25 protein-coding genes are annotated in these 25087 nt (G+C 64.2%); 14 read left to right on the top strand and 11 right to left on the bottom strand.

Features of this window, described 5'->3' with window-relative positions; genetic code table 11:
* Positions 1 to 42 precede the first annotated feature (42 nt).
* A complete protein-coding gene (locus tag OC450_RS09155; RefSeq protein ID WP_262047715.1) occupies positions 43 to 486 on the bottom strand; it encodes an SRPBCC family protein in 444 nt (147 codons plus the stop codon).
* A 130-nt stretch (positions 487 to 616) separates the two neighbouring features.
* Positions 617 to 1306: a hypothetical protein gene (locus OC450_RS09150; protein WP_262047714.1), complete on the bottom strand. Its 690-nt coding sequence runs from the start codon at positions 1304 to 1306 to the stop codon at positions 617 to 619.
* Positions 1307 to 1592: 286 nt separating this feature from the next.
* Between OC450_RS09150 and OC450_RS09145 the strand changes: the two genes are divergently transcribed.
* From OC450_RS09145 to OC450_RS09130, 4 genes are all read left to right on the top strand, one after another.
* The gene (locus OC450_RS09145; protein WP_211382981.1) at positions 1593 to 2564 is read left to right on the top strand and encodes a hypothetical protein; all 972 of its coding nucleotides are present in this window, start codon (positions 1593 to 1595) and stop codon (positions 2562 to 2564) included.
* A 324-nt stretch (positions 2565 to 2888) separates the two neighbouring features.
* The gene (locus tag OC450_RS09140; RefSeq protein ID WP_211382982.1) at positions 2889 to 3098 is read left to right on the top strand and encodes a cold-shock protein; all 210 of its coding nucleotides are present in this window, start codon (positions 2889 to 2891) and stop codon (positions 3096 to 3098) included.
* A 97-nt stretch (positions 3099 to 3195) separates the two neighbouring features.
* The gene (locus tag OC450_RS09135; protein ID WP_256806316.1) at positions 3196 to 3438 is read left to right on the top strand and encodes a transcriptional regulator; all 243 of its coding nucleotides are present in this window, start codon (positions 3196 to 3198) and stop codon (positions 3436 to 3438) included.
* 56 nt (positions 3439 to 3494) lie between these two features.
* Positions 3495 to 3719 (top strand): hypothetical protein, encoded by a 225-nt coding sequence (locus OC450_RS09130; RefSeq protein ID WP_211382984.1) that lies wholly within the window; start codon positions 3495 to 3497, stop codon positions 3717 to 3719.
* Positions 3720 to 3806: 87 nt separating this feature from the next.
* Here OC450_RS09130 and OC450_RS09125 read toward each other — a convergent pair whose 3' ends face one another.
* The 4 genes from OC450_RS09125 to OC450_RS09110 all read right to left on the bottom strand — a co-directional run bounded on the left by OC450_RS09125 (position 3807) and on the right by OC450_RS09110 (position 8193).
* Positions 3807 to 3989, bottom strand: coding sequence for a hypothetical protein (locus OC450_RS09125; RefSeq protein WP_211382985.1), 183 nt, complete (start codon positions 3987 to 3989; stop codon positions 3807 to 3809).
* Between the two features lie 363 nt (positions 3990 to 4352).
* Positions 4353 to 5630: a formyl-CoA transferase gene (gene frc / locus OC450_RS09120; protein ID WP_262047713.1), complete on the bottom strand. Its 1278-nt coding sequence runs from the start codon at positions 5628 to 5630 to the stop codon at positions 4353 to 4355.
* A gap of 62 nt (positions 5631 to 5692) precedes the next feature.
* Entirely contained in the window at positions 5693 to 7426 is a 1734-nt protein-coding gene (oxc, locus tag OC450_RS09115) for an oxalyl-CoA decarboxylase (RefSeq protein ID WP_211382987.1), read from the bottom strand.
* Between the two features lie 74 nt (positions 7427 to 7500).
* Positions 7501 to 8193 (bottom strand): GntR family transcriptional regulator, encoded by a 693-nt coding sequence (locus tag OC450_RS09110; RefSeq protein ID WP_211383539.1) that lies wholly within the window; start codon positions 8191 to 8193, stop codon positions 7501 to 7503.
* Positions 8194 to 8540: 347 nt separating this feature from the next.
* Between OC450_RS09110 and OC450_RS09105 the strand changes: the two genes are divergently transcribed.
* The 8 genes from OC450_RS09105 to OC450_RS09070 all read left to right on the top strand — a co-directional run bounded on the left by OC450_RS09105 (position 8541) and on the right by OC450_RS09070 (position 18727).
* Entirely contained in the window at positions 8541 to 10670 is a 2130-nt protein-coding gene (locus OC450_RS09105; protein ID WP_262047712.1) for an acetate--CoA ligase family protein, read from the top strand.
* A gap of 61 nt (positions 10671 to 10731) precedes the next feature.
* Positions 10732 to 11580 carry an IclR family transcriptional regulator gene (locus OC450_RS09100; RefSeq protein WP_211382989.1) on the top strand — a complete coding sequence of 283 codons (849 nt, stop codon included), beginning with the start codon at positions 10732 to 10734 and terminating at the stop codon, positions 11578 to 11580.
* Positions 11581 to 11685: 105 nt separating this feature from the next.
* Positions 11686 to 12486: an NYN domain-containing protein gene (locus tag OC450_RS09095; RefSeq protein ID WP_211382990.1), complete on the top strand. Its 801-nt coding sequence runs from the start codon at positions 11686 to 11688 to the stop codon at positions 12484 to 12486.
* Between the two features lie 85 nt (positions 12487 to 12571).
* Positions 12572 to 14374 carry an adenine deaminase gene (locus tag OC450_RS09090; RefSeq protein ID WP_262047711.1) on the top strand — a complete coding sequence of 601 codons (1803 nt, stop codon included), beginning with the start codon at positions 12572 to 12574 and terminating at the stop codon, positions 14372 to 14374.
* 152 nt (positions 14375 to 14526) lie between these two features.
* The gene (gcl, locus tag OC450_RS09085) at positions 14527 to 16317 is read left to right on the top strand and encodes a glyoxylate carboligase (protein WP_211382992.1); all 1791 of its coding nucleotides are present in this window, start codon (positions 14527 to 14529) and stop codon (positions 16315 to 16317) included.
* 12 nt (positions 16318 to 16329) lie between these two features.
* Positions 16330 to 17115, top strand: coding sequence for a hydroxypyruvate isomerase (gene hyi / locus OC450_RS09080; RefSeq protein WP_211382993.1), 786 nt, complete (start codon positions 16330 to 16332; stop codon positions 17113 to 17115).
* Between the two features lie 217 nt (positions 17116 to 17332).
* On the top strand, positions 17333 to 18220 hold the full coding sequence (locus OC450_RS09075; RefSeq protein ID WP_262047827.1) for a 2-hydroxy-3-oxopropionate reductase: 888 nt from the start codon (positions 17333 to 17335) through the stop codon (positions 18218 to 18220).
* Between the two features lie 123 nt (positions 18221 to 18343).
* On the top strand, positions 18344 to 18727 hold the full coding sequence (locus OC450_RS09070; RefSeq protein ID WP_211382995.1) for a DUF1236 domain-containing protein: 384 nt from the start codon (positions 18344 to 18346) through the stop codon (positions 18725 to 18727).
* 39 nt (positions 18728 to 18766) lie between these two features.
* Here OC450_RS09070 and OC450_RS09065 read toward each other — a convergent pair whose 3' ends face one another.
* The 3 genes from OC450_RS09065 to OC450_RS09055 form a co-directional block, all read right to left on the bottom strand.
* Positions 18767 to 19144, bottom strand: coding sequence for a VanZ family protein (locus OC450_RS09065; RefSeq protein ID WP_211382996.1), 378 nt, complete (start codon positions 19142 to 19144; stop codon positions 18767 to 18769).
* Between the two features lie 76 nt (positions 19145 to 19220).
* Positions 19221 to 19817 (bottom strand): thiamine pyrophosphate-dependent enzyme, encoded by a 597-nt coding sequence (locus OC450_RS09060; RefSeq protein ID WP_262047710.1) that lies wholly within the window; start codon positions 19815 to 19817, stop codon positions 19221 to 19223.
* 22 nt (positions 19818 to 19839) lie between these two features.
* On the bottom strand, positions 19840 to 20406 hold the full coding sequence (locus OC450_RS09055) for a thiamine pyrophosphate-binding protein (RefSeq protein WP_211382998.1): 567 nt from the start codon (positions 20404 to 20406) through the stop codon (positions 19840 to 19842).
* A gap of 246 nt (positions 20407 to 20652) precedes the next feature.
* On the opposite strand from OC450_RS09055, the gene OC450_RS09050 reads away from it, so the two are divergent.
* Both OC450_RS09050 and OC450_RS09045 read left to right on the top strand, forming a co-directional pair.
* Positions 20653 to 21702 (top strand): hydroxyacid dehydrogenase, encoded by a 1050-nt coding sequence (locus OC450_RS09050; protein ID WP_211382999.1) that lies wholly within the window; start codon positions 20653 to 20655, stop codon positions 21700 to 21702.
* Positions 21703 to 21821: 119 nt separating this feature from the next.
* Positions 21822 to 22034, top strand: coding sequence for a hypothetical protein (locus OC450_RS09045; protein WP_211383000.1), 213 nt, complete (start codon positions 21822 to 21824; stop codon positions 22032 to 22034).
* Positions 22035 to 22037: 3 nt separating this feature from the next.
* Here the strand turns inward: OC450_RS09045 and OC450_RS09040 are convergent, their stop codons facing one another.
* Together OC450_RS09040 and OC450_RS09035 are read right to left on the bottom strand one after the other, a co-directional pair.
* A complete protein-coding gene (locus OC450_RS09040) occupies positions 22038 to 22616 on the bottom strand; it encodes a GNAT family N-acetyltransferase (RefSeq protein WP_211383001.1) in 579 nt (192 codons plus the stop codon).
* A gap of 6 nt (positions 22617 to 22622) precedes the next feature.
* Entirely contained in the window at positions 22623 to 24980 is a 2358-nt protein-coding gene (locus OC450_RS09035) for an Orn/Lys/Arg decarboxylase N-terminal domain-containing protein (protein ID WP_262047709.1), read from the bottom strand.
* Positions 24981 to 25087 lie beyond the last annotated feature (107 nt).

Genomic DNA, 25087 nt, shown 5'->3' with positions numbered 1-25087 from the left:
TGGCCACAAGGAAGGTGCCCCTCAGGCCAGCCAGCTCTGCGGCTACTGGTTGATCTCCGGCTCGACGAGCTTCGCCAGATTCCGCAGCGATTCCTGCCAGCCGAGATAGCAGGCTTCCGGCGGGATGACGTCGGGAATGCCGGCCTGCGTGATGTCGAGCTCGGTGCCGACCGAGACCTTCTTCAAGATCACGGTGACCTGGATTTCGCCGGGCAGATTGGGGTCGTCGAATCTGTCGGTGTAGCGAAGACGTTCGCCCGGGACGAGCTCGAGATATTCGCCGCCAAAGGCGTGGCTGTTGCCCGTCGTGAAGTTACGGAACGACATCTTGAACGTGCCTCCGACCTTGGGCTCGAAATGATGGACGGTGCAGGTAAAGCCGTTGGGCGGAAGCCACTTTGCCAGCGCATCCGGCTCCAGGAAGGCGCGATAGACTTTCTGCGGGCTGGTGGTCAGGACGCGGTGAAGGCGGACAGTGCTCGGCATGATGATCATCCTCGTGGATCGACGGGCGCGAATTCAGCGTCTATGGCCCATTCATGTCTAGATGACGAACGAGACAGTGCCGATCCGACAGCGCGTCCCGAATTTTCTGAAGGTGGCCCGGCGGGAGTCGCTAGACCACCGCTACATCCTGCGGCGTCATCGTGAACGCCAGCGCGTAGCAGCCGGTCGTCGCATGGTTCCGCGCGCCCGCGCCGCGAAGTGTTGACGGCGAGAGCTGTTCGGCGATCACGCGCTCGACCGTGCCGGCATCGTAGCCGGATAGCAGCACGATCCAGTCGGCAGCGCCGTCTTTGCCGCGGATCTGCTGTTCGGTGGTGGGCAAGCTGGTCCGGGGCGTGTCCGTCACGAGGAGGTGGGCGCCTGTCAGTCCCGGCATCTGCGCCAATGTGCCGAGCATCTCCGAGAGGCGCGTCTGCAACTCCGCCTCGCGTCCGGCCTCCGGCGAAAGCCGGATGGTGGCCAGCGAGGTGGCGACGCCGCCGCCAAAGCTCGCGACGATCCGGCACTGGCTGCGCACCATCCCGAGATGATGCGGCATCATCCTGGTCGACCATGGGGTCGGCGCGTTGAGGCGATCGAGATATCCTCTCGATGTGAGCACCTCATATTGCTCCAGCTCGTAGAGCACGAAGAAGCCTTCGGTGTCGGTCGTGCTGGTCCAGCGCGATCCGCGGCGGAAGCCGGCAATGCTCATCCGCTCCGGAAAATGCTCGTGCGAATGCCAGTCGCCGAACTCCGCGCGCTGCTCCGGGCGGACGCTCCACCACATCGCGACGGCTGCCTTGCCTAGCAGTGACATGTTGACCTCGTCTTCTTCAAGTCGTTGCCTGTAGCCGCACCGTCGAGGACCGAAAGACGATCGCGATCGTTCCCGATGCTTCCGGCGTCGCGGGTCTCCACGGCGTGCGCTACGACGCGGCGCCATCTGCCTCACTTGCTTGCAGTGGTGCTCGATACGCTCCGTTCACACTTCGTAACGTTCAAGCCGAAATTTGGCTCAACTCGGCGATTAGCTATCGGCTGACTCCGTCCGGCGCCGACGGCGATCTCGCCGTGCATCCATCATAACCGAAGAGACTTACGACATGAAGCAGACGACGCTGCGCTACCGGGCCTTGCGCCGGATCCGCAGCCTGCCAGCGCAGACCACTTCGAGATTGCTTGGAATGCCGGCGATCAGCCGGAAATTGGATGAGGCTTACGAGAGGGCGCGGGCATCCTATAGGCCGCGCCTGCCCAAACTCTCCCCACTCGAGATGGATATCGTCGCCGGGCTGGAAAACAACGGGGTCCACATCACGTCGCTCGAAAAGCTGGATCTGCCTGGCACTGACGCGCTTTGGACATCTGCGACCGGTATCGCGAACAGCTATGCGCACCGTGCCAAACAGGGCGAGTTTGCCGGCGAATATACCGTGCAGGTCGGCGCCGAGGATATGATGCGCCATCCGCACATCGTCCGCTGGCCCCTTCACGATCGCATCCTCAACATCGTTGAAACCTATCTTGGCCTGCCTGCCGGATATGACACGCTGAATTTCTTCTATACCCAGGCCGACGGCCGGCAGGTGGGGGCACGCAGATGGCATCGCGATGTCGAGGATCGGCGGATGGTCAAGGTGATCGTCTACCTGCATGATGTCGACATGGATACCGGCCCGCTCGAAGTCCTGCACCGCTCCTTTCCCGGCAGCGACACGCTCGACGGCGCCAATTTTCCGGTCCTCACGCAGGAAATGCTGGAGGACAGGCTCGGCGCGACGCTGGGCAGCGGCGACGTCACGACCTGCACCGGCAGGGCCGGCACGGTGATCTTCGCGGACGTCGCAAGTCACTATCATCGCGGGCGCCCGGCGATCGCGCGCGACCGCTGCGCGCTCTTCTACAATTTTTTCTCTCACGCGCCGCTTCGGCCGTTCTACTGCGAACGGCATCTGTTCTCGCGGCAGCAGCTTTTGGAATTTGCCGCAGGCCAGACCGCCCGGGCGCGGGCCTGCTTGCTGTGGCACGCGAACGTACCTCTTCTCGCCCGGATCGTGCCGCGCGCGCGGCTCTAGAGATCAATGCTGAGTTCGATCGGGCGAAGTGTCGTGCCTTTGGCCTGCCGGCGTGCTCGAGAAGGCCCATCTTGCCTCTCCTCAGGCGCCCCCGCCGAGTCCGGGTCCTCAATCCTGCGAACCTTCCGCTGAGGCCTCCGGGCATTTAAATCCGGCCACGCCTTGCAAATGAGCGTGATGAGGTATACGGTGAGGTCTGTTCGTTCAGCCGCTGTGCCTTGTTGAATGCGCCCGCGGGCTCCTTTTCCATAGACATCGACGAATTGAATTTCATCTGCGCGACGATTCGCGCGGAATGCGCACGTATGCGCTTTGGAGAAGAAGATGACGACAGGTACTGTGAAGTGGTTTAACGGCCAGAAGGGCTTTGGATTCATTCAGCCCAACGACGGCGGCAGCGATGTGTTCGTTCACATCAGCGCGGTCGAGCGGGCTGGTCTTGCGGGTCTCGCTGAGGGCCAGAAGGTCAATTTCGAGCTCAAGACCGACAAGATGCGGGGTAAGGTCAGCGCAGAGAATCTCTCGCTGGCCTAACGACCTGGTGCCGTTTCACGGATGTACTGAAACGGCCGCGCTGCCCGCTCGATCCCCGGATTGAGCGGGTTTTGTCCGTTGTGGAACAGGGTGGATCATGAGCGCCAAGAAATCGGCCGAACCGACGCCCGAGGCCATCGCGCGCTCCAATCGTCAGCGTTTGGCTGTTGAAGAGGGGGCGCGAGCGATGGCGGATGCCGAAAGGCAAGCCGTGGATGTTCGCAAGAACATGGCGCGGCTTCGAGAGCTGCGCCAAGCCAAGGAAGCGGCCGACATAACCCTTCAGGCATCCCTGCCGGCACCCACCCCGGCCAAGCGCAAGAAGAAGCTGCCGCGATAGCCTGCGCACGTAACGCCATCGACAATCTCTGGACAGGGCCGGTCACATGCCAAAGAGTGCAGATCGTGCCTAGAATCAAGTTGGACGGTGGTGGCACGATCACGTTCTTTCTCGCGCTGGGCGCGGGCCGGCAAATGTGCCGACTGGCGACCACGTTCCTGACGCAGAAGCAGGCCTTCAGCTATCTTCAAAGGAACCGAACGGAATTCGAGCGCATCGCCCGGGCACGGCTGGCTTCAGGGGAGCTCGAAGACGGAATCGTCGTGCTCTCGATGCTATAGGTCGAGGTCAGGCGCCGATTTCGATGCAAGTCTTCGAGGGCACGGCTTCCGGCGCGATTGCGATCGAAGGCGGGTCCAGAGCCCTTCCTATTCGGAGCGGCTTCCCGGCTTGGCTTCGCGGGCCAATCGCTCCGCTTTCAAGCGCTCGCGGTTCTCGTTGAAGGAGTGCTGGTCCTTCGCATAGTCATTCATCGGCTTTTGCGGCTTGGCAGGCTTGAACGCCTTGTTGGCTTCACGCTTGGCGCGATCAGGGGATTGATCTTTCGACATTTCGACCTCGGTTTGATCAACGAGCGTGGTCCCGACGAGTGCCGGACGCGACAATATCCTCGCACAAGCCGACATGGATCGACACCCTCTGGGCGGAGAAGGCGGCCAATTCTTCAGCGTTGGGCAGGTCTCTTGCGAGGTGCTTGGTCACTCGCCGTGAAGACGGCGGACTCGCTTTTCCGGGAGCACGCCGTTTGAGAAGACAACGGGCGGCCACTGTGTCTGGTTCCCTGGGGACCGGTCTTTAATTTGGCCTTGGCTGGATCAACGCCCGAAGCGGACTGATTGCCGGCCCGGTCGATCTCGGGGTCGACAAAAAGGCCGCCGAAACCGGCGGCCTTTCGTGTCTTGAGATAAATCCGCTTACTCCGCGGCCTGCTTCTGCGGCGGGTCGAGCGCGCCGGACTTGTGGATCTCGGCGACCTGGTGGTCCGAGAAGCCGAGCACGCTGCGCAGGATCTCGTCGGTGTGCTCCCCGAGCAGCGGGGAGCGCTCCACGTCGCTTGGGGAATCCGACAGCTTGATCGGGTTCCCGACCGAGATGTACTTGCCGCGGGTGGGGTGATCGACCTCGACCACAGTGCCGGTGGCGCGCAACGACTGGTCCTCGGCGATCTCCTTCATCGACAGGATCGGGCCGCAGGGGATGTCGTCCTTGTTGAGGATTTCCATCGCCTCGAACTTGGTCTTGGTCATCGTCCACTGCTCGATGCGACCGAAGATCTCGTTGAAGCGCGGCAGACGGGCGGCCGGCTTGGCGTAGTTCGGATCGGTCTTCCAGGTCGGCTCGCCGATCACGTCGCAGATCTTCTCCCAGACCGGGGCCTGGGTGATGAAGTAGATGTAGGCGTTGGGATCGGTTTCCCAGCCCTTGCACTTCAGGATGCGGCCGGGCTGGCCGCCGCCCGAGTCGTTGCCGGCGCGCGGCACGGCATCGCCGAACGGAATGCCTTCGCCGAACTGGCTGTACTCCTTGAGCGGGCCGTGGGCGAGACGCTGCTGGTCGCGGAGCTTGACGCGGGCGAGGTTGAGCACGCCGTCCTGCATCGCGGCGGTGACGCGCTGGCCCTTGCCCGAATGCGTGCGCTGATAGAGCGCGGTGACGATGCCGAGCGCCAGATGCAGGCCGGTGCCGCTGTCGCCGATCTGTGCGCCGGTCACGAGCGGAAGACCATCGCGGAAGCCGGTGGTGGAGGCGGCGCCGCCGGTGCACTGCGCGACGTTCTCATAGACCTTGCAGTCCTCGTACGGCCCGGGACCAAAGCCCTTGATCGAGGCGACGATCATCTTCGGGTTGATCGCCTGGATCTTCTCCCAGGGGAAGCCCATGCGGTCGAGCACGCCGGGGCCGAAATTTTCCACCAGCACGTCGCACTTCTTGATCAGCTCGGTGAGGACTTCCTTGCCCTTGGGGTTCTTGGTGTCGAGCGTGATCGAGCGCTTGTTGTGGTTGAGCATGGTGAAATACAGGCTGTCCACGTTCGGGATGTCCTGCAGCTGGCCGCGGGTGATGTCACCCACGCCCGGGCGTTCCACCTTGATCACGTCGGCGCCGAACCAGGCGAGCAGCTGCGTGCAGGTCGGCCCGGACTGAACGTGGGTGAAGTCGAGAATGCGAACGCCCTCGAGCGCTTTGGTCATTATGTTGCTCCGTACTCTGTCTGCCCCTGCTAACCACAGGGAATAAAGGGTTGAGGGGGGACTTACTTCTTCTTCTGCAGAACGCTCTGCGGATTGAGGTTGCCGATGCGGCCGCTCTCCGAACCCGCGGCCGGATCGATCACCGCGTTGATGAGCGTCGGCTTGCCCGAGGCCATCGCCTCGTTGACGGCACGCTTGAGCTCGTCGGGCGAGGTGGCGTTCACGCCGACACCGCCGAAGGCTTCCATCATCTTGTCGTAGCGCGCGCCCTTGACGAACACCGTCGTCGCTGGATCGGCGTTGACGCTGTTGACGTCGGTGCCGCGATAGATGCCGTCATTGTTGAAGATGACGACGCAGATCGGCAAATTGTAGCGGCAGATGGTCTCGACCTCCATGCCGGAGAAGCCGAAGGCGCTGTCGCCTTCCACTGCGAGCACGGGGTGGCCGGTCTCGAGGGTCGCGGCGATCGCCTGGCCCATGCCGATGCCCATCACGCCCCAGGTGCCGACGTCGAGACGCTTGCGCGGCTTGTACATGTCGATGACGCCGCGGGCGAGGTCGAGCGTGTTGGCGCCCTCGTTGACGAGGATCGCCTCGGGATACTCCTTGATGACGTTCTTCAGCACGCCGAGCGCGCCGTGATAGTCCATCGGCGACTTGTTGTTCATGAGCTTCGGCGCCATCTTGGCGACGTTCTCTTCGCGCTTGGTCGAAATCGCCTTGGTCCATTCGGCGGGCGGGACGCTCCAGCCGGAGGCCATCGCCTGGTTGAAGGCCGAGACGACCGAGCCGATGTCGCCGACGACGGGCGCGACGATCTCGACGTTGGAGTCCATCTCCCGCGGCTCGATGTCGACCTGGATGAACTTCTTGGGTGCGTCGCCCCAGTTCTTGCCCTTGCCGTGCGAGAGCAGCCAGTTCAGCCGCGCGCCGATCAGCAGCACGACGTCGGAATCTTTCAGCACCGTGGAGCGCGCAGCACCTGCGCATTGCGGATGGGTATCGGAGAGGAGGCCCTTGGCCATGCTCATCGGCAGGAACGGGATGCCGCTCTTCTCGACGAAGGTCTTGATCTCCTCGTCGGCCTGCGCGTAGGCAGCGCCCTTGCCGAGGATGATCAGGGGACGCTTCGCCGCCTTGAGCACGTCGAGCGCGCGCTTGATCGAAGCGGGCGAGGGGATCTGCGCGGGCGCAGCGTCGATCACCTTGACCAGCGACTTCTGGCCGGCATCGGCGTTCATCACCTGGCCGAACAGCTTTGCCGGCAGGTCGAGATAGACACCGCCCGGACGGCCCGAGACCGCGGCGCGGATGGCGCGGGCAAGGCCGATACCGATGTCCTGGGCGTGCAGCACGCGATAGGCCGCCTTGCACAGGGGCTTGGCAATCGCGAGCTGGTCCATCTCCTCGTAGTCGCCCTGCTGGAGGTCGACGATCTCGCGCTCGGAGGAGCCCGAGATCAGGATCATCGGGTAGCAGTTGGTGGTGGCGTGGGCGAGTGCGGTGAGACCGTTGAGGAAGCCGGGCGCGGAGACGGTGAGGCAGATGCCGGGCTTCTTGGTGAGGAAGCCGGCGATGCCCGCCGCGTAACCGGCGTTCTGCTCGTGGCGGAACGAGATCATGCGAATGCCGGCGGCCTGCGCCATGCGGCCCAAATCCGTGATCGGGATGCCCGGCACATTATAGATGGTAGTAATGCCGTTCAGCTTGAGCGCGTCGATGACGAGATGAAAGCCATCCGTCAGTTCCTGCTCGGTGCCCGGTGCTTCGGACTTGGTCGCGGTATTCAGCATGGGCCTTGTCTCCCTGGTCTCAAGATGCCGTTTAGGCTTTGTGGGCGAATTGCTCGCCCTTCTGGTGAACGTTGCTAGAAGAGTTCCTGACCGTGCGCTTCGACGTAAGCTGCAAGGCCAAGGGTGTGGTCGCGAGCGCGCTTCTCGGCGAGGTCGGTATCGCGCGCCTCCAGGGCTTCGATCATGCCCATATGCTCGGGCAGGGAGGTCGCGGTGCGATCCTTGCGTCCGATCGTCAGTTGCCGGTAGCCGCGCACGTGCAGCAAGAGGTCATTGGTGAGGTCGACCAGCACCGGCGATTCCGACAGCGAGATCAGTGCCTGGTGGAAGGCGATGTTGGCGCGCGAATATTCCTCGACGTGATCCTCGGGCAGGCGGTCCTTGCTGAAATCCTTGAAGTAGTCGCGCAGCGCCGTGATGTCCTTCTTGCGCGCGGTGGTGGTGATGAGGCGGGCCGCCATGCTCTCCAGCGCCGCCCAGGCGCGGATCATGTCGACGATCTCGCTCTTGGTCCGGCGCACCACCATGATGCCGCGGCGCGGAACGGTCTTCACGAAACCGTCCTGCTCGAGCATCGCAATGGCTTCGCGGATCGGTGTGCGGCTCACACCGAGGCGTTCGGACAGCGCTCGCTCGTCGAGCATCACCGGCTCGGGCGTCGAGTAGATGTCCATCTTGAGGATGGCTTCCTTCAAGGCGTCATACGCCTTGTTCTTGAAGCTGCTCTCCGGGGCAATACGAACGATTGCGATATCTGCCTCGGCCATGTTCGGCAACGCCTTGGTTGGTTTCCGCAGTGACACGACGAATCTCCTCCAGTGGGAGTCGTCTTTTACAGGATTATTAACTGGAAAGTTTTTGGCATACCAAATGCCAGAATGTCAAGCTGCCTATTTTTTGCGGCATTCTAGGCAATGCGGTCGCTTGACAAATTGGCTTCTGGCATACCAAATGCCATCGCCAGCCATTTTTGATCCAAAGCGGCGGAGTAGCCTCGGCTTTATGCCACTCCATTCCGCGACATGGAACAGAGCGCGGCGAATGGCAAGCATCACGGGCAGCCGCACACGCGCGCGCTTTGAAAAGAACGAACCGAGGTCAAGGGAGAAGCCACATGTCCAATTCCAAAGATGCCGTCCGCAAGGTGCTCGACCAGGTCAAGGCGGACAACCGCACCAGCCTGACGGCGCCGGAAGGCAAGCTGGTCTGCGACGCCTACGGCATTCCGGTGCCGAAGGAAGGCGTGGCGAAGTCGGCCGGCGAGGCCGGCAAGATGGCCTCCTCGATGGGCTTCCCGGTGGTGATGAAGATCGTCTCGCCGGACATTCTCCACAAGACCGAAGCCGGCGGAGTCATCGTCGGCCTCAAGACGGCGCAGGATGCCGAGAAGGCCTACGAGACCATTCTCGGCAACGCCAGGAAGTACAAGTCCGACGCCAAGATCGAAGGCGTCCAGGTCCAGCAGATGCTGGCCGGCGGCACCGAGGTGATCGTCGGCTCGATCACCGACGGCTCGTTCGGCAAGCTCGTCGCCTTCGGCCTCGGCGGCGTGCTGGTCGAAGTACTGAAGGACATCACCTTCCGACTCGCGCCGGCGACCAGGGAAGATGCGCTCTCGATGCTCGACGGCATCCAGGCGCATGAGATCTTGAAGGGCGTTCGCGGCGGAGAGCCGGTAAACCGCACGGCGCTGGCCGATGTGATCGTCAAGGTCTCGCAGCTCGTCACCGATTTCCCTGAAATCGTCGAGCTCGACCTCAACCCGGTGTTTGCGACGGCGAAGGACGCGATCGCCGCCGACGTCCGCATCGTCGTCGATTTCGCCTATGTGCCCAAGCCGAAGCCGCGCCCGACCGAAGAGATCGTCGCGGCCATGAGCCGTATCATGCAGCCGAAGGGCGTCGCCGTGATCGGCGCCTCCGCCGAGGACGGCAAGATCGGCAACTCCGTGATGAAGAACCTGATCAACGGCGGCTACAAGGGCGAGATCTATCCGATCCACCCGAAAGCACCGGAGATTCTCGGCTACAAGGCCTACAAGAGCGTCAAGGACGTACCGGGCGTGATCGACACCGCGGTGTTCGCGATCCCCGCCAAGTTCGTTGCCGGCGCGCTCGTTGAATGCGGTGAGAAGAAAATCCCGGGTGCGGTTCTGATCCCGTCGGGCTTCGCCGAAGCCGGCGCGCCCGAGCTGCAGGCCGAGATCGTCGAGATCGGCAAGAAGTACGACATCCGCCTGATGGGGCCGAACATCTACGGCTTCTACTATACACCCGCCAATCTCTGCGCGACCTTCTGCACCGCCTACGACGTCAAGGGCCACGCGGCGCTGTCCTCGCAGTCGGGCGGCATCGGCATGGCCATCATCGGCTTCTCGCGCTCGGCCAAGATGGGCGTGTCCGCGATCGTCGGCCTCGGCAACAAGTCCGACATCGACGAGGACGATCTGCTCGCTTTCTTCGAGCAGGACCCGAACACGAACCTGATCGCTCAGCATTGCGAGGATCTCAAGGACGGCCGCGCCTTCGCGGAAGCCGCCAAGCGCGTCTCCAAGAAGAAGCCGGTCGTCGTGCTCAAGGCCGGCCGCACCTCGGCCGGCGCCAAGGCGGCCTCGTCGCACACCGGCGCGCTCGCCGGCAACGACAAGATCTACGAGGACGTCCTGGCGCAGTCCGGCGTGATCCGCGCCCGCAGCCTGCGGCAACTGCTCGAATTCGCCCGCGGCGTGCCGGTGCTGCCGACGCCGAAGGGCGAGAACGTGCTGATCATCACCGGTGCCGGCGGCTCGGGCGTGCTGCTGTCGGACTCCTGCGTCGACAACGGCCTGTCGCTGATGTCGATGCCGCCGGATCTGGATGCGGCCTTCCGCAAGTTCATCCCGCCGTTCGGCGCGGCCGGCAATCCCGTGGACATCACCGGCGGCGAGCCGCCGATCACCTATGTCAACACGGTCAAGCTCGGCCTGTCGGATGAACGCATCCACTCGCTGATCCTCGGCTACTGGCACACCATCGTCACGCCGCCGATGGTGTTCGCCCGCAACATGGTCGAGGTGAAGAAGGAGATGGAGGCCAAGGGTTTCGTGAAGCCGATCGTGGCCTCGCTCGCCGGCGACGTCGAGGTCGAGGAAGCTGCCGAATATCTGTACCAGAACGGTATCCCGGCCTATGCCTACTCGACCGAACTGCCGGTCGAGGTCCTAGGCGCCAAGTACAAATGGGCGCGCGGGGCAGGGCTGCTCTGAGACGACGATACCCATTCACCTCTCCCCGCGTGCGGGGAGAAGTGAGAACAGTCAGGTCGCGATGAGCAAGAACGTGATCCGGCGCAAATCGCTCGAGCCCAGGTCGCCCGTGGAGGCCGATCACGAGGCGCGCGACGGCGGCGTGCAGTCCGTCGACCGCGCGCTGTCGATCCTCGAGACGCTCGCCGAAGACGACGAGGGCTATCGCCTCAGCGACCTCGCCGTGCGGACCGGCCTGTCGGCCTCCACCGTCCACCGCCTGCTCGCCACGCTGGAAAGCCGCCGCTTCGTGCAGTTCGACCGTGCCGAATCCAAATGGCATGTCGGCGTGCGCAGCTTCACGGTGGGCGCGAGTTTTGCCCGGCGGCGCAATTTCACGGCGCAGGCGATTCCGTACCTGCGCAAGCTGCGCGATCTCACCCGTGAAACCGCCAATCTCGCTGTCGTCGACGACGAGTTCATCATCGTGCTGACGCGCATGGAGAGCCGCGAGATCATGCGCTCGCTGACCAAGGTCGGCGGCCGCGTTCCCATGGTGACGTCGGGCGTCGGCAAGGCGGTGCTCGCGACCTATTCCGACGAGGACGTCGGCGCCGTCATCCGTCATCACGGCATGCCGCGCCTGACGGAGAAATCCATCGTGCGTCCGAGCGACCTCTTCAAGGAACTCGCGACGATCCGGAAGCAAGGTTTTGCGGTGGACGACGAAGAGGCCGAGATGGGTCTGCGCTGCGTCGCCGCCGTGGTCTACAATGCGCTCGCCGAGCCGCTCGCCGCGATCTCCGTCTCAGGTCTGACCAGCCGCGTCACCGACGCCCGGCTGCCGGAGATCGGCCGCGTGGTGCGGGATGTGGCGGCGGAACTGACGGCGGCACTGGGCGGCGTGATGCCGGCGGCCAAGCCGGATTGAGCAGAGTTTGCGTTCCGGCGCGCCTCTTGAAAAATCAGGTCTGGCGGCAAGAGCCCCAACATCGGTATATCGATCAACCGTTGTCGCATCCTTTTGGGGAATGTCATGCCGTCCGAGCTCCGTTCGCCCCGTCTTGCCGTCCTGATCGATGCCGACAACGCGTCCGCCAAGATCGCGGATGGACTGTTCGAGGAGATTGCCAAGATCGGCGAGGCCAGCGTTCGCCGCATCTACGGCGATTTCTCCAATGCCAGGTCCAGGGGCTGGGCCGACATCCTGTCCAAACACGCCATCATCCCGCAGCAGCAGTTTGCCTATACGACTGGGAAGAATGCGTCCGACATCACCCTGGTCATCGACGCCATGGACCTGCTTCACAGCGGCCGGTTCGACGGCTTTTGCCTGGTGTCGTCCGACAGCGACTTTACCCGCCTGGCCGCCCGCATCCGGGAGCAGGGCATCGACGTCTTCGGGTTCGGCGAGCAGAAGACGCCGGAGAGCTTCCGGCAAGCCTGCCGCAGGTTCGTCTACACGGAGAACCTGCTGGCCGCCCCAGCGAACACACAGGAGGCCGCCTCGAGATCGGCGTCGCTTCAGCCGCTTGATGCGGCGACCCCCATCATCAAGAAGGTCATTACCCAGATGGAGAGCGAGGACGGCTGGGTGACGCTCGGGGAAGTCGGCCGCCAGCTTGCCAACCTCGCTTCCGATTTCGATCCGAGAACGTTCGGCTTCCGCAAGCTGAGTGACCTCGTGCGAAAGACGAATTCCTTCGAGATCGACGAGCAGAATGGGAGGTCGATGCGGATCCGGGTCAAGCCCGCTGCCGCACCAGCCCCGAGACGGCGGAACTCGCGCAGACCTGCAAGGCCAGGGACGCCAGGCGGTTCGCCGCCCAAGGCGTAAGCAGGACCTGCCGTTATATTTGCGCTTGCCCGGTCCGGCGCAGGGCGTAACCATCGCGTGGCCATAACGCCATGCGAGGGTCCCGATGACCAAACTCACCCGCTTCGCCGTCGCACCCCTGCATTCGATGACCCGGCGTCTGGCCGATGTCGCTTCCGCGCGTCTCGGGCCGGATCTCGTCGTCACCGGCGCGCGGGTGCTCTCGACCTATTCGGAACGCATTCATCCCGGGCGGGAGGTCTGGATCACCGGTGGCCGCATCGCTGCCGTGAAGCCGGCCGGCACGGCCAGGAAGGTGTGGAGCGACGTTGCGGTTTATGACGCGGCCGGCGGCATCATCGCGCCGGGGTTGGTCGACCCGCACATCCACATCGAATCCTCGATGGTGACGGCCTGCGCCTATGCCGAGGCCGCGCTCCTCAACGGCACCACCACGATCTTCTGCGACAGCCACGAGATCGGCAACGTCATGGACGTCGCCGGCGTCGAGGCGATGCTCGAGGATGCGCGCGAGGCGCCGCTCTCGATCTTCCTGACGGTGCCGTCGACGGTGCCGGCCACGTCGGCGGAACTGGAGACCGCCGGCGGCGATCTCACGCCCGACAAGATCGCCGCCCTGTTCGACCGCTGGCCGGAAGCCGTCGCGCTCGGCGAGAAGATGGATTTCGTGCCTGTCGCCATGGGCGACGAGCGCAGTCATGCGATCCTCGCCGCCGCCTTGAAGCGCGGACGCCCGGTGTCCGGACACGTCTACGGCCGCGAGTTTGTGGCCGCCTATGCGGCGTCTGGCGTCACCGATACGCACGAGGCGATCGACCGCGACATCGCCGACGATTTGCTCGATGCCGGCGTCTGGGTCTTCCTGCGCGGGGGACCGCCGACTACGCCGTGGCACTCGCTGCCGCAGGCGATCCGGACCATCACCGAGCTCGGCGCCTCGCACAAGCGCACCGCGGTGTGCACCGACGACCGCGATGCCGACGACCTCCTTCTGTTCGGTCTCGACTGGGTGGTGCGCGAGGCCGTGAAAGCGGGGATGTCGCCCGAGCAAGCATGGTCGATGGGCTCGCTTCATGGCGCGACGCGCTTCAACATGGACAGCGACATCGGTGGGCTCGGCGGTGGCCGCCGCGCCGATCTGGTGCTGACGGACGACAATCTAAAGCCGCAATGCACCTGGTATGGCGGCGAGCTCGTGGTCGAGAACCGCAAGATCACCTCCCGGCTCGATCAGGCGCTGTCGCAGCGCTATCAATATCCAAAGGCGGCCTATGCGACCGTGAAGCTGCCCGAGAAGGTCAAGCTGACGCCGGCGCTGCCGGCCAAGGCCTGCACCGTCAACGCGATCAGGACCGCACTGCCGGGCATCACGCTGATCCACGAGAAGGTCGCGATCGAGCCCGCAAAGGACTGGCCGTCGCTGTTCGCGCGCTATGGCCTGTGCTTCGTCACGGTGGTCGAGCGCCACGGCAAATCCGCCGGCAACGTCGCCTATGGCCTGCTGAAGGACTTTGGCCTGAAGCGGGGCGCGGTCGCTTCCAGCGTCGGGCACGACAGCCACAACATCATCGTTGCCGGCACCAACGAGGGCGACATGCAAGTGGCGATTGCCGCGATCAAGCAACACCAGGGCGCCGTCTGTGTCGTCGCCGACGGCAAGGTGAGGGCGCTGGTTCCGCTGCCGATCGCCGGCCTGCTGTCCGACAAGCGCGTCACCGAGGTGGCCGAAGAGGTTAAGGTGTTGAAGAAGGAATGGGCGGAAGCCGGCTGCACCATCCCCTACATGGGCTTCAATCTGATTCCGCTATCGGTCATTCCGGAAATTCGCATCACCGACAAGGGCCTCGTGCTGGTGCCGCAGATGGAGCTGGCGCCGCTGTTCGAGTGATCCGCTTTCACGCCTGTCTTCGCCTAACTGACTGAAGCCGCCGCGATTTTTCCGCGGCTGCCGCATCGTGGAAAATAAAATCGATCTCGTTGAGATCGCATCTTGCGCGCCTGATGATCCCGCTCGCTGACGCAACCTGAGCGAGGTCCGATATGGCGAAGATGCGAGCTATCGATGCTGCCGTGCGTATCCTGGAGAAGGAAGGCATCTCGACCGCCTTCGGCGTTCCCGGGGCTGCGATCAACCCGCTTTACTCGGCGCTGAAGAAGCGCGGCTCGATCCGCCACATTCTTGCGCGCCATGTCGAGGGCGCCTCGCACATGGCCGAGGGCTACACGCGGGCGAAGGCCGGCAATATCGGCGTCTGCATCGGCACGTCGGGGCCGGCGGGAACCGACATGATCACCGGGCTCTATTCGGCGATCGCCGATTCCATTCCGATCCTCTGCATCACCGGCCAGGCGCCGCGCGCACGGCTCTACAAGGAGGATTTTCAGGCGGTGGATATCGAGTCGATCGCAAAGCCCGTGACCAAATGGGCGGTGACGGTGCGCGAGCCGGCGCTGGTGCCGCGCGTGTTCAGCCAGGCGTTTCACGTGATGCGCTCGGGGCGGCCGGGACCGGTGCTGATCGACATGCCGCTCGACGTGCAACTCGCCGAGATCGAGTTCGACGACGAGACCTATGAGCCGCTGCCGGTCTACAAGCCAGCCGCGACGCGCAAGCAGGTCGAGAAGGCGCTGGACATGCTCAACGCCGCCGAGCGTCCGCTGATCGTCGCGGGTGGCGGCGTCATCAACGCCGACGCCTCGGACCTCCTGGTCGAATTCGCCGAGATCGCGAACGTGCCGGTAGTGCCGACATTGATGGGGTGGGGCGCCATCCCCGACGACCACGTGCTGATGGCCGGCATGGTCGGCCTTCAGACCAGCCACCGCTACGGCAACGCCACGATGCTCGAATCCGATTTCGTGCTCGGTATCGGCAACCGCTGGGCCAACCGTCACACCGGCTCGGTCGAGACCTACACCAAGGGCCGCACCTTCGTGCATGTCGACATCGAGCCGACCCAGATCGGGCGGGTGTTCAATCCCGATCTCGGCATCGTCTCGGACGCCAAGGCCGCGCTTGAACTCTTCGTCGCCGTCGCCAGGGAGTGGCGCCGGTCGGGCAGGCTCCGCGAGCGCCAGGCGTGGCCCGCGGCCTGCCGCGATCGCAAGCGATCGATGCTGCGCAAGAGCCATTTCGACAACGTCCCGATCAAGCCGCAGCGCGTCTACGAGGAGATGAACAAGGCTTTCGGCCGCGATACCACCTATGTCACCGTGATCGGCCTGTCGCAGATCGCCGGCGCGCAGTTTCTGGGTGTCTACAAGCCGCGCAACTGGATCAATGCGGGGCAGGCAGGTCCGCTCGGCTGGACGCTGCCCGCCGCGCTCGGTGTGCGTGCGGCGTGTCCCGATCGCGCCATCGTCGCGCTCTCCGGCGACTACGACTTCCAGTTCCTGATCGAGGAGCTGGCGGTCGGCGCGCAGTTCAATCTGCCCTACATCCACGTCGTCGTGAACAATTCCTATCTCGGCCTGATCCGTCAGGCCCAGCGCGGCTTCGACATGGACTACCACGTCCAGCTCTCCTTCGAGAACATCAACGCGCCCGAACTCGGCGGCTACGGCGTCGACCATGTCGCAGTCGCCGAGGGGCTCGGCTGCAAGGCGATCCGCGTCACCGACCCGAAGGACTCGCAGGCCGCATTCGCGACCGCGCGCGAGCTGATGGCGAAGCATCGCGTGCCCGTGGTGGTCGAGTTCATCCTCGAACGCGTCACCAACATCGCGATGGGCACGGAGATCGACAACATCGTCGAGTTCGAGGAGGTGCTGGATCTGCCACTCGACGAGGTCGAGCGGGCGCGGCCGGGCGTGTTGCAGCCGGCAGAGTAGGAGCACAGCATCATGCCGAAATTTGCCGCCAACCTCACCATGCTCTTCAACGAGATGCCGTTCGTCGACCGCTTTGCCGCGGCGAAGGCGGCGGGCTTTTCCGGGGTGGAGTACCTCTTCCCCTATGATTTCGACAAGGCGCTGTTGCGCGAGCAGCTCGATGACCATGGGCTGACGCAGGTGCTGCACAATCTGCCAGCCGGAAACTGGGCAGCGGGTGAGCGCGGCATCGCGATCCTGCCTGATCGCGTCGCCGAATTCCGCGACGGCGTGTTCCGCGCTATCGACTATGCCAAGGCGCTCGATTGCGAGCAGCTCAACTGCCTGGTCGGCATCGCGCCTGTCGACGCCGATCCGCGCGAGCTCAACGAGACGCTGGTCGGGAACCTGCGCTTCGCCGCCTCGACGCTGGCGCGGGAGAACATCAAGCTGCTGGTCGAGCCGATCAACACGCTCGACATTCCCGGCTTCCACCTCAACGGTACCGAACAGGCGGTGCAGCTGATCTCCGAGGTGAGGTCGAACAATCTCTTCATCCAGTACGACATCTATCACATGCAGATCATGGAGGGTGATCTTGCCCGCACCATGCAGGAATATCTGCCCCGGATCGCGCACATCCAGCTCGCCGACAATCCCGGCCGCCACGAGCCCGGCACCGGCGAGATCAACTATCCGTTCCTGTTCCGCCACCTCGACGCGATCGGTTATCGCGGCTGGATCGGCTGCGAATACAAGCCGCGCACCACGACGCTGGAAGGCCTTTCCTGGCACGCCGCGCAGACATTCGAGACATGAAACTGTGTCCACAGCGACGGTGCGCTCCCCCTCCCGCCTGCGGGAGAGGGTTGGGGTGAGGATGCCTCTGCGATGGGGCTCATTGAGGTGCACTGAGAAAATCCCCGGTGGAAAGAGCTCTCTCCCGGCGCTTTGCGCCGACCTCTCCCGCAAGCGGGAGAGGTGCACCGAGCGCGTGGATGAAACTTCGCTAATGCAACTGAGAGAAACCAAAACCATGATCGACATCGGCTTCATCGGACTTGGCACCATGGGACGGCCGATGGCCGGCCATCTTCTGGCCGCAGGTCATCGCGTTCTCCTGCATGACGTCGCCCCGGTCCCGCCCGAGCTGATCGCGGCCGGCGGTGTCGCCTGCAAGTCGGGCAAGGAGGTCGCGGAGGAGGCCGATGCCGTCATCATCATGGTGCCGGATACGCCGCATGTGGAATCCGTGCTGTTCGGCAAGGACGGCGTTGCCAGCGGTATCTCCAAGGGCAAGATCGTGGTCGACATGAGCTCGATCTCGCCGCTCGCAACGAAAGAGTTCGCAAAGAAGATCGAGGCACTCGGCGCGGATTATCTCGACGCCCCGGTGTCGGGCGGGGAGGTCGGTGCCAAGGCGGCGAGCCTCACCATCATGGTCGGCGGCCCCGAGCGCACCTTCAACACCATGAAGCCGGTCTTCGACAGGATGGGCAAGAACGTCACCCGGGTCGGCGCCAATGGTGATGGCCAGACGACGAAGGTAGCCAACCAGATCATCGTCGCGCTGACGATCGAGGCGGTGAGCGAAGCGCTGCTGTTCGCATCGAAGGCCGGCGCGGATCCGGCGCTGGTGCGGCAGGCACTGATGGGCGGCTTTGCGTCGTCGCGCATTCTCGAGGTGCATGGCGAGCGCATGGTGAAGCGCAATTTCGATCCGGGTTTTCGCATCGAGCTGCACCAGAAGGATCTCAACCTCGCGCTCGAAGGCGCCCGCGCGCTCGGCCTGTCGCTGCCGAGCACGGCAGTGGCGCAGCAATTGTTCTCGTCCTGCACCGCGCATGGCGGCAAGGGTTGGGACCACTCGGCGATGGTGCGCGCGCTGGAACTGATGGCAGGGCACGAGATTTCGGCGGCGTAAGTGTTACACAGTAACACTCTCCAGATTTGCCAGATTTGGCCTGTCTTTCGTCACGCGGGAACCGGAACAATGGTCCGGCCCCGCGGGTTGTGAGCGCAGGACAATCACTGGAGACATAAGCACATGAAAACCCGTCTTGCGATTTCGTTGGTTGCCGCGTCACTGCTGGCGTCGAGTGCAGCCTTTGCTCAGTCGACGACCGAACAAGGCGCCAGGAACGGCGCACGCGCTGGCGGCGACATTGGCGGCCCGGTCGGAGCCATGGTCGGCGGCACGGTCGGTGCGGCCGTCGGTGCTGGCCTGGAAATCCCGAATGCGATCCTGGGTGGAATCCCGCGCGATGACTCCGTGGTGGTTCACGAGCGCGTCGTGGTCGGCGAGCCGCTGCCCGCGACCGTGGTGCTGCGCCCCGTGCCCAACTACACCGAATATCGTTATGCGGTTGTGAACGATCGCCGCGTGATCGTGGAGCCGCGCACACGCCGCGTCGTCAAGATCATCGACTGATCGGACGTTGAGCTTTGAAGAGGCGGGCCCTGCGGAGCATCACTCCGCGGGGCCTTGGCTTGTCAGGGCCGAATTTGCGCGAAACCGGGTCCTGACCCAATCGGCGATGGCCGCGAGCGTGAAGCCGACGCAGGCGGTGCCAGCATCGACCAGAAAGTCCTCGAGCCGCGCGTGCCGTCCCGGCGCCCAGAATTGCATCAGCTCGAGCAGGCCGATCAGGACCACCGAGATGGCCGCGACGGACGTCCGGCGGCTCCGGTAGGCGAGGCCGAAGGCGAATCCCACCAGGATGAACGCAAGGGCATGTTCGCCGTCCTGGCCGAGGTCGGAATGGGGCCGCAGGCCGGGCGGGCCGAGGGTTGCAAAGGCGACGGCGGCGGCAAGCAGCCAGGCGGAGGAGCGAACCAAAATGGACATCCGATCCGCTTAGCACGGATTGCAGCAGCCTGCCGGGGCGCCGGCATCAGATCGCCGTGTAGTTAATGACGAAACTTTAAAGTGGCTCGCGCACGCCGAGCCCGTGCATGAAGCGTTCCCGGATCTGCACGGGATCCCTGCGGGTGGCCCCCACGCCCGGCTTGTCGTCGATGCGGACGGCGATCAGGCTGGGCTCGCCAGCCGACATGGCCTCGTCGACCAGCCGCTCGAAATCCTCCTCGTCCGCCGCCCAGGCGCTGTTGCCAAGGCCCGACCCGGCAGCGATGGCGACGATGTCGGCCACGCTGGACGCCGGCGTCGGCTGCGCGCCGGTGATCTGGTAGATGCCGTTGTCCATCACGATCATGATGAGGTTCTTCGGCTTCAAGGCCGCGATGGTCGAGAGCGCGCCGAGCTGCATCAGCAGCGAGCCGTCGCCTTCGAGCGCGAAGACGCGGCGATCGGGCTGCGCCAGCGCCACGCCCAGCGCGATCGGGAAAGCGAGGCCCATGCTGCCCAGCATATAGAAATTCTGCGGGCGATGGCCGGCGGCCCAGAGGTCGAAATTGGTGTTGCCGATGCCGCCGATCACGGCTTCCTCGTGCTTGAGTTTTGCGATCAGGCGCGAGGTCACATCGAAGCGGTTCATCACCTTGGTATTGCGCGTGTTCATTTCAGAACTCATTTGGCCGACCTCACTTGTCGAAAGTCTTGCCGCCGGTGAGCAGCGGGTTGAGGATCAGCGCCACCGGCGCCTGCGTGGTGACGGCCTGCTTGATCGAGCGGTCCGCAATGAATTCGAGTTCGTCGAGCCGGGTGATGGTGTGGTGTTCGAGCGCCAGCGAATCCAGCACCGGACGCATGGTGCGGCAGACCAGCGACTGGCCGTAGTTGAACTCGCCGAGCGTGCCGCGCTCGGAGACGAACATGATCAGCGGGATCTGGTAGGGCACCGCGAGCGAGGCCAGCACGTTGGCGAGCGTGGCAAAGCCGGACGTCTGCATCAGCACTGCGCCGCGTCGTCCGCCCATCCAGGCGCCCGAGACGATGCCGACGGCCTCCTCCTCGCGGGCGGTGGCAAAGGTGGTGAAGAACGGATCGGCGTGCAGGTTCTTGATCAGCGGCGTCAGCACGCGGTCGGGCACGTAGGGGATCAGGCTGATCTCGTTCCGCTTCAGGGTTTGCTGCACGATGCCGTGCCAGCTCCTGTCGCTGGACTCCTGTTTCGCCTGGGGCGAGGACTGCTGTTCCGCAATCGCCATTGCGTTCTCCCTTCAGCCGCGCATGCTTCTTGGTTTTTCGGACGTCACGGCGGTCTGCCGAACTTGACGCGGCGGGCCGGATTGTCAACATGTCCGGGCCGGACCGTGATCTGCGCCAGATGGCCTGCCGCGGCCGGCACCGCCATGTCATAGGGGGCGGCAACGAAAAAAAGCGGAGGGACGCATGGAAGGGGTGCTCGATGCGCCGGCCTTGCGGATCTCCTCGAGAGAGCCGGAAGGGTCCTGATGTCCGTCAACAGCAAGCGCGTCTTCTACTCCAATTATTTGGCCAATCCGATCTACATCGACATCCTGAAGGCGCGGCCCGACGTCCGGCTCGATCGCATCGAGAACGAGAGCCCCGAGGATTTCTACGCGCCGATCATCAGTGCCGCCCATGTCTACCAGATCGGCGCCGCCCGCGACGAGCTCGCGCCTCATTTCCATGTCGACGCCGCCTTCCTGAAGCGGACGCCGAACCTGCTGCTCGTCTCCAGCAACGGCGCCGGATTCGATCCGGTCGACGTCGAGGCCTGCACGGACGCGGGCGTGCTGGTCGTCAACCAGTCCGGCGGCAACGCCCATTCCGTGGCCGAGCACGCGCTGGCGATGATGCTGACCTTGTCCAAGCGCATCATCCAGTCCGATCGCCGCCTGCGCCGCGAGCGCGACGTCAACCGCAACGAGCTCGTCGGCAACGAGGTCGAACACAAGACCGTCGGTATCATCGGGCTCGGCAATGTCGGCCGCCGCATCGCCGCATTGTGCAAGGGCCTGCTCGGCATGAAGGTGCTGGCCTATGATCCGTACCTGTCGGCCGAGGTGATGGCCGAGCGCGGCGGCGAGAAGGTCGAGCTCGATGAGCTGTTGCGCCGCGCAGATTTCGTCTCGATCTCCTGCCCGCTCAACAAGGGCAGCCGCAACATGATCAGCGTGCGCGAGTTTGGGCTGATGCAGCCGCATGCCTATTTCGTCACCACGGCGCGCGGCTTCATCCATGATGAGGACGCGCTGCTCGGGGCGTTGCGCGACAAGCGTATTGCCGGCGCCGGCCTCGACGTCTGGTCCAAGGAGCCGCCGCCGCCGGAGCATCCGCTGCTCCAGCTCGACAACGTGCTGGCGAGCCCGCATACCGCAGGCGTCACCATCGAGGCCCGCCAGAACATGGGCCGGATCGCCGCCGAGCAGGTTCTTGACGTGCTGGACGGCAAGCGTCCGCCGCGCCTGATCAATCCGGAGGTCTGGCCGGTCTACGCGGAGCGTTTCAAGCAGGCCTTCGGGGTGACGCCGGGGTAGGGGCCGCCGGAACGACACGGTGGCGAGAACCGCCCTCCCACCTTGATCCGCGTCAAAATCCCCCTCCCGCAGTCAGGCTAAATGGGATTAGAGTGCCGCCGGGGCAGGCAGGAGGTCCCATGTCAACTTATGTCGTCAGGTTCATGAAGGACGTGCTCGGCCAGTACGGCCGGCAGATCGAGGTGTGCCAAGGCACGCTCGAGATCGACGCCTCCGATGAGGACGAGGCCCGGGAGCGGGCGAAGGCCAGGTTTTGCAAGGACCAGGCGTTGCATCACTGGTCGTTGCATGCCGACCGCATCCAGGTCAGACCGGCTGACTTTCCGTCGTGAGACCTACCGGCCAGGAGTCGTGACAGGCGGGGGGGCCGTCGTCCCGGCGCCGAGCGACCGTTGCACCATGACGGTGTCGGACCAGCGGCCGTGGCGATAGGCGACACCGCTGAGCAGGCCGGCGCGCGTGAAACCGAACCGCTCGTGCAGCGCCAGCGACGGGGCGTTGTCGGCATCGATATAGCCGATCATCTGGCGGAAGCCGGCCGCGGCACAGGCGTCTATCATTCCCTGGAGCAGCAGCCGTCCGACCCCACGGCCGAGATGCGCGTGGTGGACGTAGATCGAGTGCTTGGCCGTATAGCGATAGGCCGGACGCTTGCGGAACAGCACCGCATAGGCATAGCCCACCACTTCGCCGCGATAGGTCGCAACCAGATGCGGCAGGCGCGTCTGCTTCAGATTCTTGCGCCGGTCGCGCAGATCGTCGGGCTCCGGCGCGCCGGTTCCCTCGACGTCGCGCGGCACGCCAGTGCGGACGTGATGGCGGTAGATCGCCAGCATCGCCTCGACGTCGCTTTCGCGTGAGGTGCGGACCAGCACCGGCTCGTCATCCTGACGTGCAACCGCCGTCTCGTTCATCGGCAACTACTCGGCAACGACGTACGTATAGAGCCCGATACGCCCCTGCGCATCGATCTCCTTGTAGACGCCCTGGATTTCCACATCGAAGCCCGGAAACGTGTTGAAGCAGGTCTCGAACATCTTGAGATAATCCACCATGGGCTTGGCCCGTTCCGTCAGCCGCTCGCCGGGCACGATGGTGGCAATGCCGGGCGGATAAACCACGAACGGCGTGGTGGCGATGCGACCCGCGATCGCCTCGATCGGCAGATAGTCGACGTCGTTGCGGAACAAATAACGCGCGGCATCACGGGGCGACATCGCGATCTCGGGCATGTGCTCGGGCATGAACTGCCGAGCCTGGAGCGCGCTGACATCGGCGGCACGGAAGAAGCGGTGCATCTCGCCGCAGAGGTCGCGCAGCCTCACGCCGGCATAGCGCGCCTGTCGCCGCTGATAAAATTCCGGGATCACGTCGGCCAGCAGCGCGTTGTCGTCGTGCAGCCTCTTGAATGCGACGAGACCGGAGATCAGCGTGCCGGCCTTGCTCGCCTCGACCCCGGGCGTGAGCAGGAAGAGCAGGGAGTTGAGATCGTTCTTCTCGGGGACGATGCGGTTTTCGCGCAAATATTGCGCGACGACCGGCGCGGGAATGCCGTGCTCGGCATAAGCGCCGCTGGCGCGATCGAAGCCGGGGGTGAGCAGCGTCAGCTTGTTCGGATCGGTCATGGCAAAGCCTTCGCTGAGGCCAGGAAAGCCGTGCCAGTTGGTATCGGGAGAGAGCTGCCACAGTGCGGGATTGGTGGCGAGCTCGTCGGTGGAGAGCGTTTCCCAGGCGACATTGTGCGCCGCGCCGGGACGGCTGACATCGGGAATGGCGACGCGATCGGGAACGAAGGGTTCGAAGAACCAGCGCCGGTCCGGTTTCTGCTCCTTCTCCTCGAACTCCCGGCGCATCGCGCGGATCTTCTTGCGCAGCTCGATACCGAGGCGGATCGTGTCGTCCCACAACACCTCGCCGGAGCGGCCCTTCATCATCTGCGCACCGACGTCGAGCGAGGCGAACAGCGGATAGAAGGGAGAGGTCGAGGCGTGCTGCATGAAGCTTTCGTTGAAGCGGCGGTGCTCGACGCGCCGCTTCTGGCCGCGGATGTGGCGGTCCTTGACGTGGATCTGGGAGGCCTGTGAAAAGCTCGCGAGCTGCTTGTGGGTCGACTGCGTCGCGATGATGCCGGGCGCCTCGGGGGAAAGGTTCGCAAGCCCCATGGCGAAGCGGCCGGCATAGAGCGGGTGGAACTTCATGAAGCCGGCCCAGGCCTCGTCGAACAGGATGTACTCGCAGAGATGGCCGATGCGCTTCAGGATCATCTCGGCGCTGTGGATCGTGCCGTCATAGGTGCACTGCTCGACCACGGCGACGCGGAACGGCCGCTCCTTGCGCCAGGCATCCTTGTCCGTGACCAGCGGATGGTTGCGGATCGCCTCGCGCAAGGCCTTCTCGTCGAGCATATCCCAGCGCATCGGGCCGATCAGGCCCCAGGCGTTGCGGATGGTCGGCACGTAGACCGGGACGCCGCCATTGATCATCAGCGCGCCATGATGAGCGGCCTTGTGATTGTTGCGGTCGAACAGCACGAGGTCGCCGTCGGTCACGAGCGCGCCGAGCGCGACTTTGTTCGAGGTCGAGGTGCCGTTGAGCACGAAATAGGTCTTTTCCGCACCGAAAATCTGGGCGGCTTCCTTCTGCGCCTTCAGTGCCGGTCCCTCATGGGTAAGGAGGTCGCCGAGGTCGAGCACGGAATTGTCGAGATCGTCGCGGAAGACGGATTCGCCGAGATGCTCGACGAAGACCCGGCCGATCGGGCTGCGGTTGTAGAACACGCCGCCATTGTGGCCCGGACAGGTCCACAGCTGGTTGCCTTCCTCGGCATAGTCGACCAGCGCGCCGAAGAACGGTGTCTTCAGCGTCTCGGCATATTGCTTGAGCCGGCTGATCAGGTTCTTGGCGATGAAGGTCGGGGTTTCCTCGGACAGGAAGACGTAGCCGTCGATGAAGTCGAGCACCTCGACGGGGAGATCCTCAAAGCGCTTGCGCCGGATCAGGAGGATGATCGGGAAATCGAGGCCGCGCCGCCGCATCAGATTGATCAGCGCCGAGGTCTTGCCCTCCAGGCCCTTCTTGCCCCAGTCCACCACCATGCAGCCGATCGCGGCATCGGTCTGCACCGCGATTTCGGCGTCCTCCAGCTTGCGGGCCCGGACCACCTCGAAGCCGGAGCGCTGGATCTCCTCGATGATCTGGTTGAAGCGGATGCCTTCGAGGTCGTCCGCGTCGAACACGGGTGCGGCGAAGAGGAAGTTGAAGCGCTTGAAATAGTCCATGTCAGGTCCCGAATGTGCAGGGACCGACAGGTCTCTGCGTATTCGATGACAGTTCTATGACGGAGCCAAAAGGCCGGTGTTGATGAGCCAATGGCGGTTCGCGGGTC

The organism is Bradyrhizobium sp. Bra78 (assembly GCF_024519855.1).
GTDB classification, from domain to species: Bacteria; Pseudomonadota; Alphaproteobacteria; order Rhizobiales; family Xanthobacteraceae; genus Bradyrhizobium; species Bradyrhizobium japonicum_G.
Note: the sequence above shows the minus strand (reverse complement) of the source record. Positions and strands in the feature narration are given on the sequence as shown.

Coding starts and splice junctions, on each gene's coding strand:
- OC450_RS09155 (WP_262047715.1), bottom strand. CDS start 486: ATGCCGAGCACTGTCCGCCTTCACCGCGTCCTGACCACCAGCCCGCAG.
- OC450_RS09150 (WP_262047714.1), bottom strand. CDS start 1,306: ATGTCACTGCTAGGCAAGGCAGCCGTCGCGATGTGGTGGAGCGTCCGC.
- OC450_RS09145 (WP_211382981.1), top strand. CDS start 1,593: ATGAAGCAGACGACGCTGCGCTACCGGGCCTTGCGCCGGATCCGCAGC.
- OC450_RS09140 (WP_211382982.1), top strand. CDS start 2,889: ATGACGACAGGTACTGTGAAGTGGTTTAACGGCCAGAAGGGCTTTGGA.
- OC450_RS09135 (WP_256806316.1), top strand. CDS start 3,196: ATGAGCGCCAAGAAATCGGCCGAACCGACGCCCGAGGCCATCGCGCGC.
- OC450_RS09125 (WP_211382985.1), bottom strand. CDS start 3,989: ATGTCGAAAGATCAATCCCCTGATCGCGCCAAGCGTGAAGCCAACAAG.
- frc (WP_262047713.1), bottom strand. CDS start 5,630: ATGACCAAAGCGCTCGAGGGCGTTCGCATTCTCGACTTCACCCACGTT.
- oxc (WP_211382987.1), bottom strand. CDS start 7,426: ATGCTGAATACCGCGACCAAGTCCGAAGCACCGGGCACCGAGCAGGAA.
- OC450_RS09110 (WP_211383539.1), bottom strand. CDS start 8,193: ATGGCCGAGGCAGATATCGCAATCGTTCGTATTGCCCCGGAGAGCAGC.
- OC450_RS09105 (WP_262047712.1), top strand. CDS start 8,541: ATGTCCAATTCCAAAGATGCCGTCCGCAAGGTGCTCGACCAGGTCAAG.
- OC450_RS09100 (WP_211382989.1), top strand. CDS start 10,732: ATGAGCAAGAACGTGATCCGGCGCAAATCGCTCGAGCCCAGGTCGCCC.
- OC450_RS09095 (WP_211382990.1), top strand. CDS start 11,686: ATGCCGTCCGAGCTCCGTTCGCCCCGTCTTGCCGTCCTGATCGATGCC.
- OC450_RS09090 (WP_262047711.1), top strand. CDS start 12,572: ATGACCAAACTCACCCGCTTCGCCGTCGCACCCCTGCATTCGATGACC.
- gcl (WP_211382992.1), top strand. CDS start 14,527: ATGGCGAAGATGCGAGCTATCGATGCTGCCGTGCGTATCCTGGAGAAG.
- hyi (WP_211382993.1), top strand. CDS start 16,330: ATGCCGAAATTTGCCGCCAACCTCACCATGCTCTTCAACGAGATGCCG.
- OC450_RS09075 (WP_262047827.1), top strand. CDS start 17,333: ATGATCGACATCGGCTTCATCGGACTTGGCACCATGGGACGGCCGATG.
- OC450_RS09070 (WP_211382995.1), top strand. CDS start 18,344: ATGAAAACCCGTCTTGCGATTTCGTTGGTTGCCGCGTCACTGCTGGCG.
- OC450_RS09065 (WP_211382996.1), bottom strand. CDS start 19,144: ATGTCCATTTTGGTTCGCTCCTCCGCCTGGCTGCTTGCCGCCGCCGTC.
- OC450_RS09060 (WP_262047710.1), bottom strand. CDS start 19,817: ATGAACACGCGCAATACCAAGGTGATGAACCGCTTCGATGTGACCTCG.
- OC450_RS09055 (WP_211382998.1), bottom strand. CDS start 20,406: ATGGCGATTGCGGAACAGCAGTCCTCGCCCCAGGCGAAACAGGAGTCC.
- OC450_RS09050 (WP_211382999.1), top strand. CDS start 20,653: ATGTCCGTCAACAGCAAGCGCGTCTTCTACTCCAATTATTTGGCCAAT.
- OC450_RS09045 (WP_211383000.1), top strand. CDS start 21,822: ATGTCAACTTATGTCGTCAGGTTCATGAAGGACGTGCTCGGCCAGTAC.
- OC450_RS09040 (WP_211383001.1), bottom strand. CDS start 22,616: ATGAACGAGACGGCGGTTGCACGTCAGGATGACGAGCCGGTGCTGGTC.
- OC450_RS09035 (WP_262047709.1), bottom strand. CDS start 24,980: ATGGACTATTTCAAGCGCTTCAACTTCCTCTTCGCCGCACCCGTGTTC.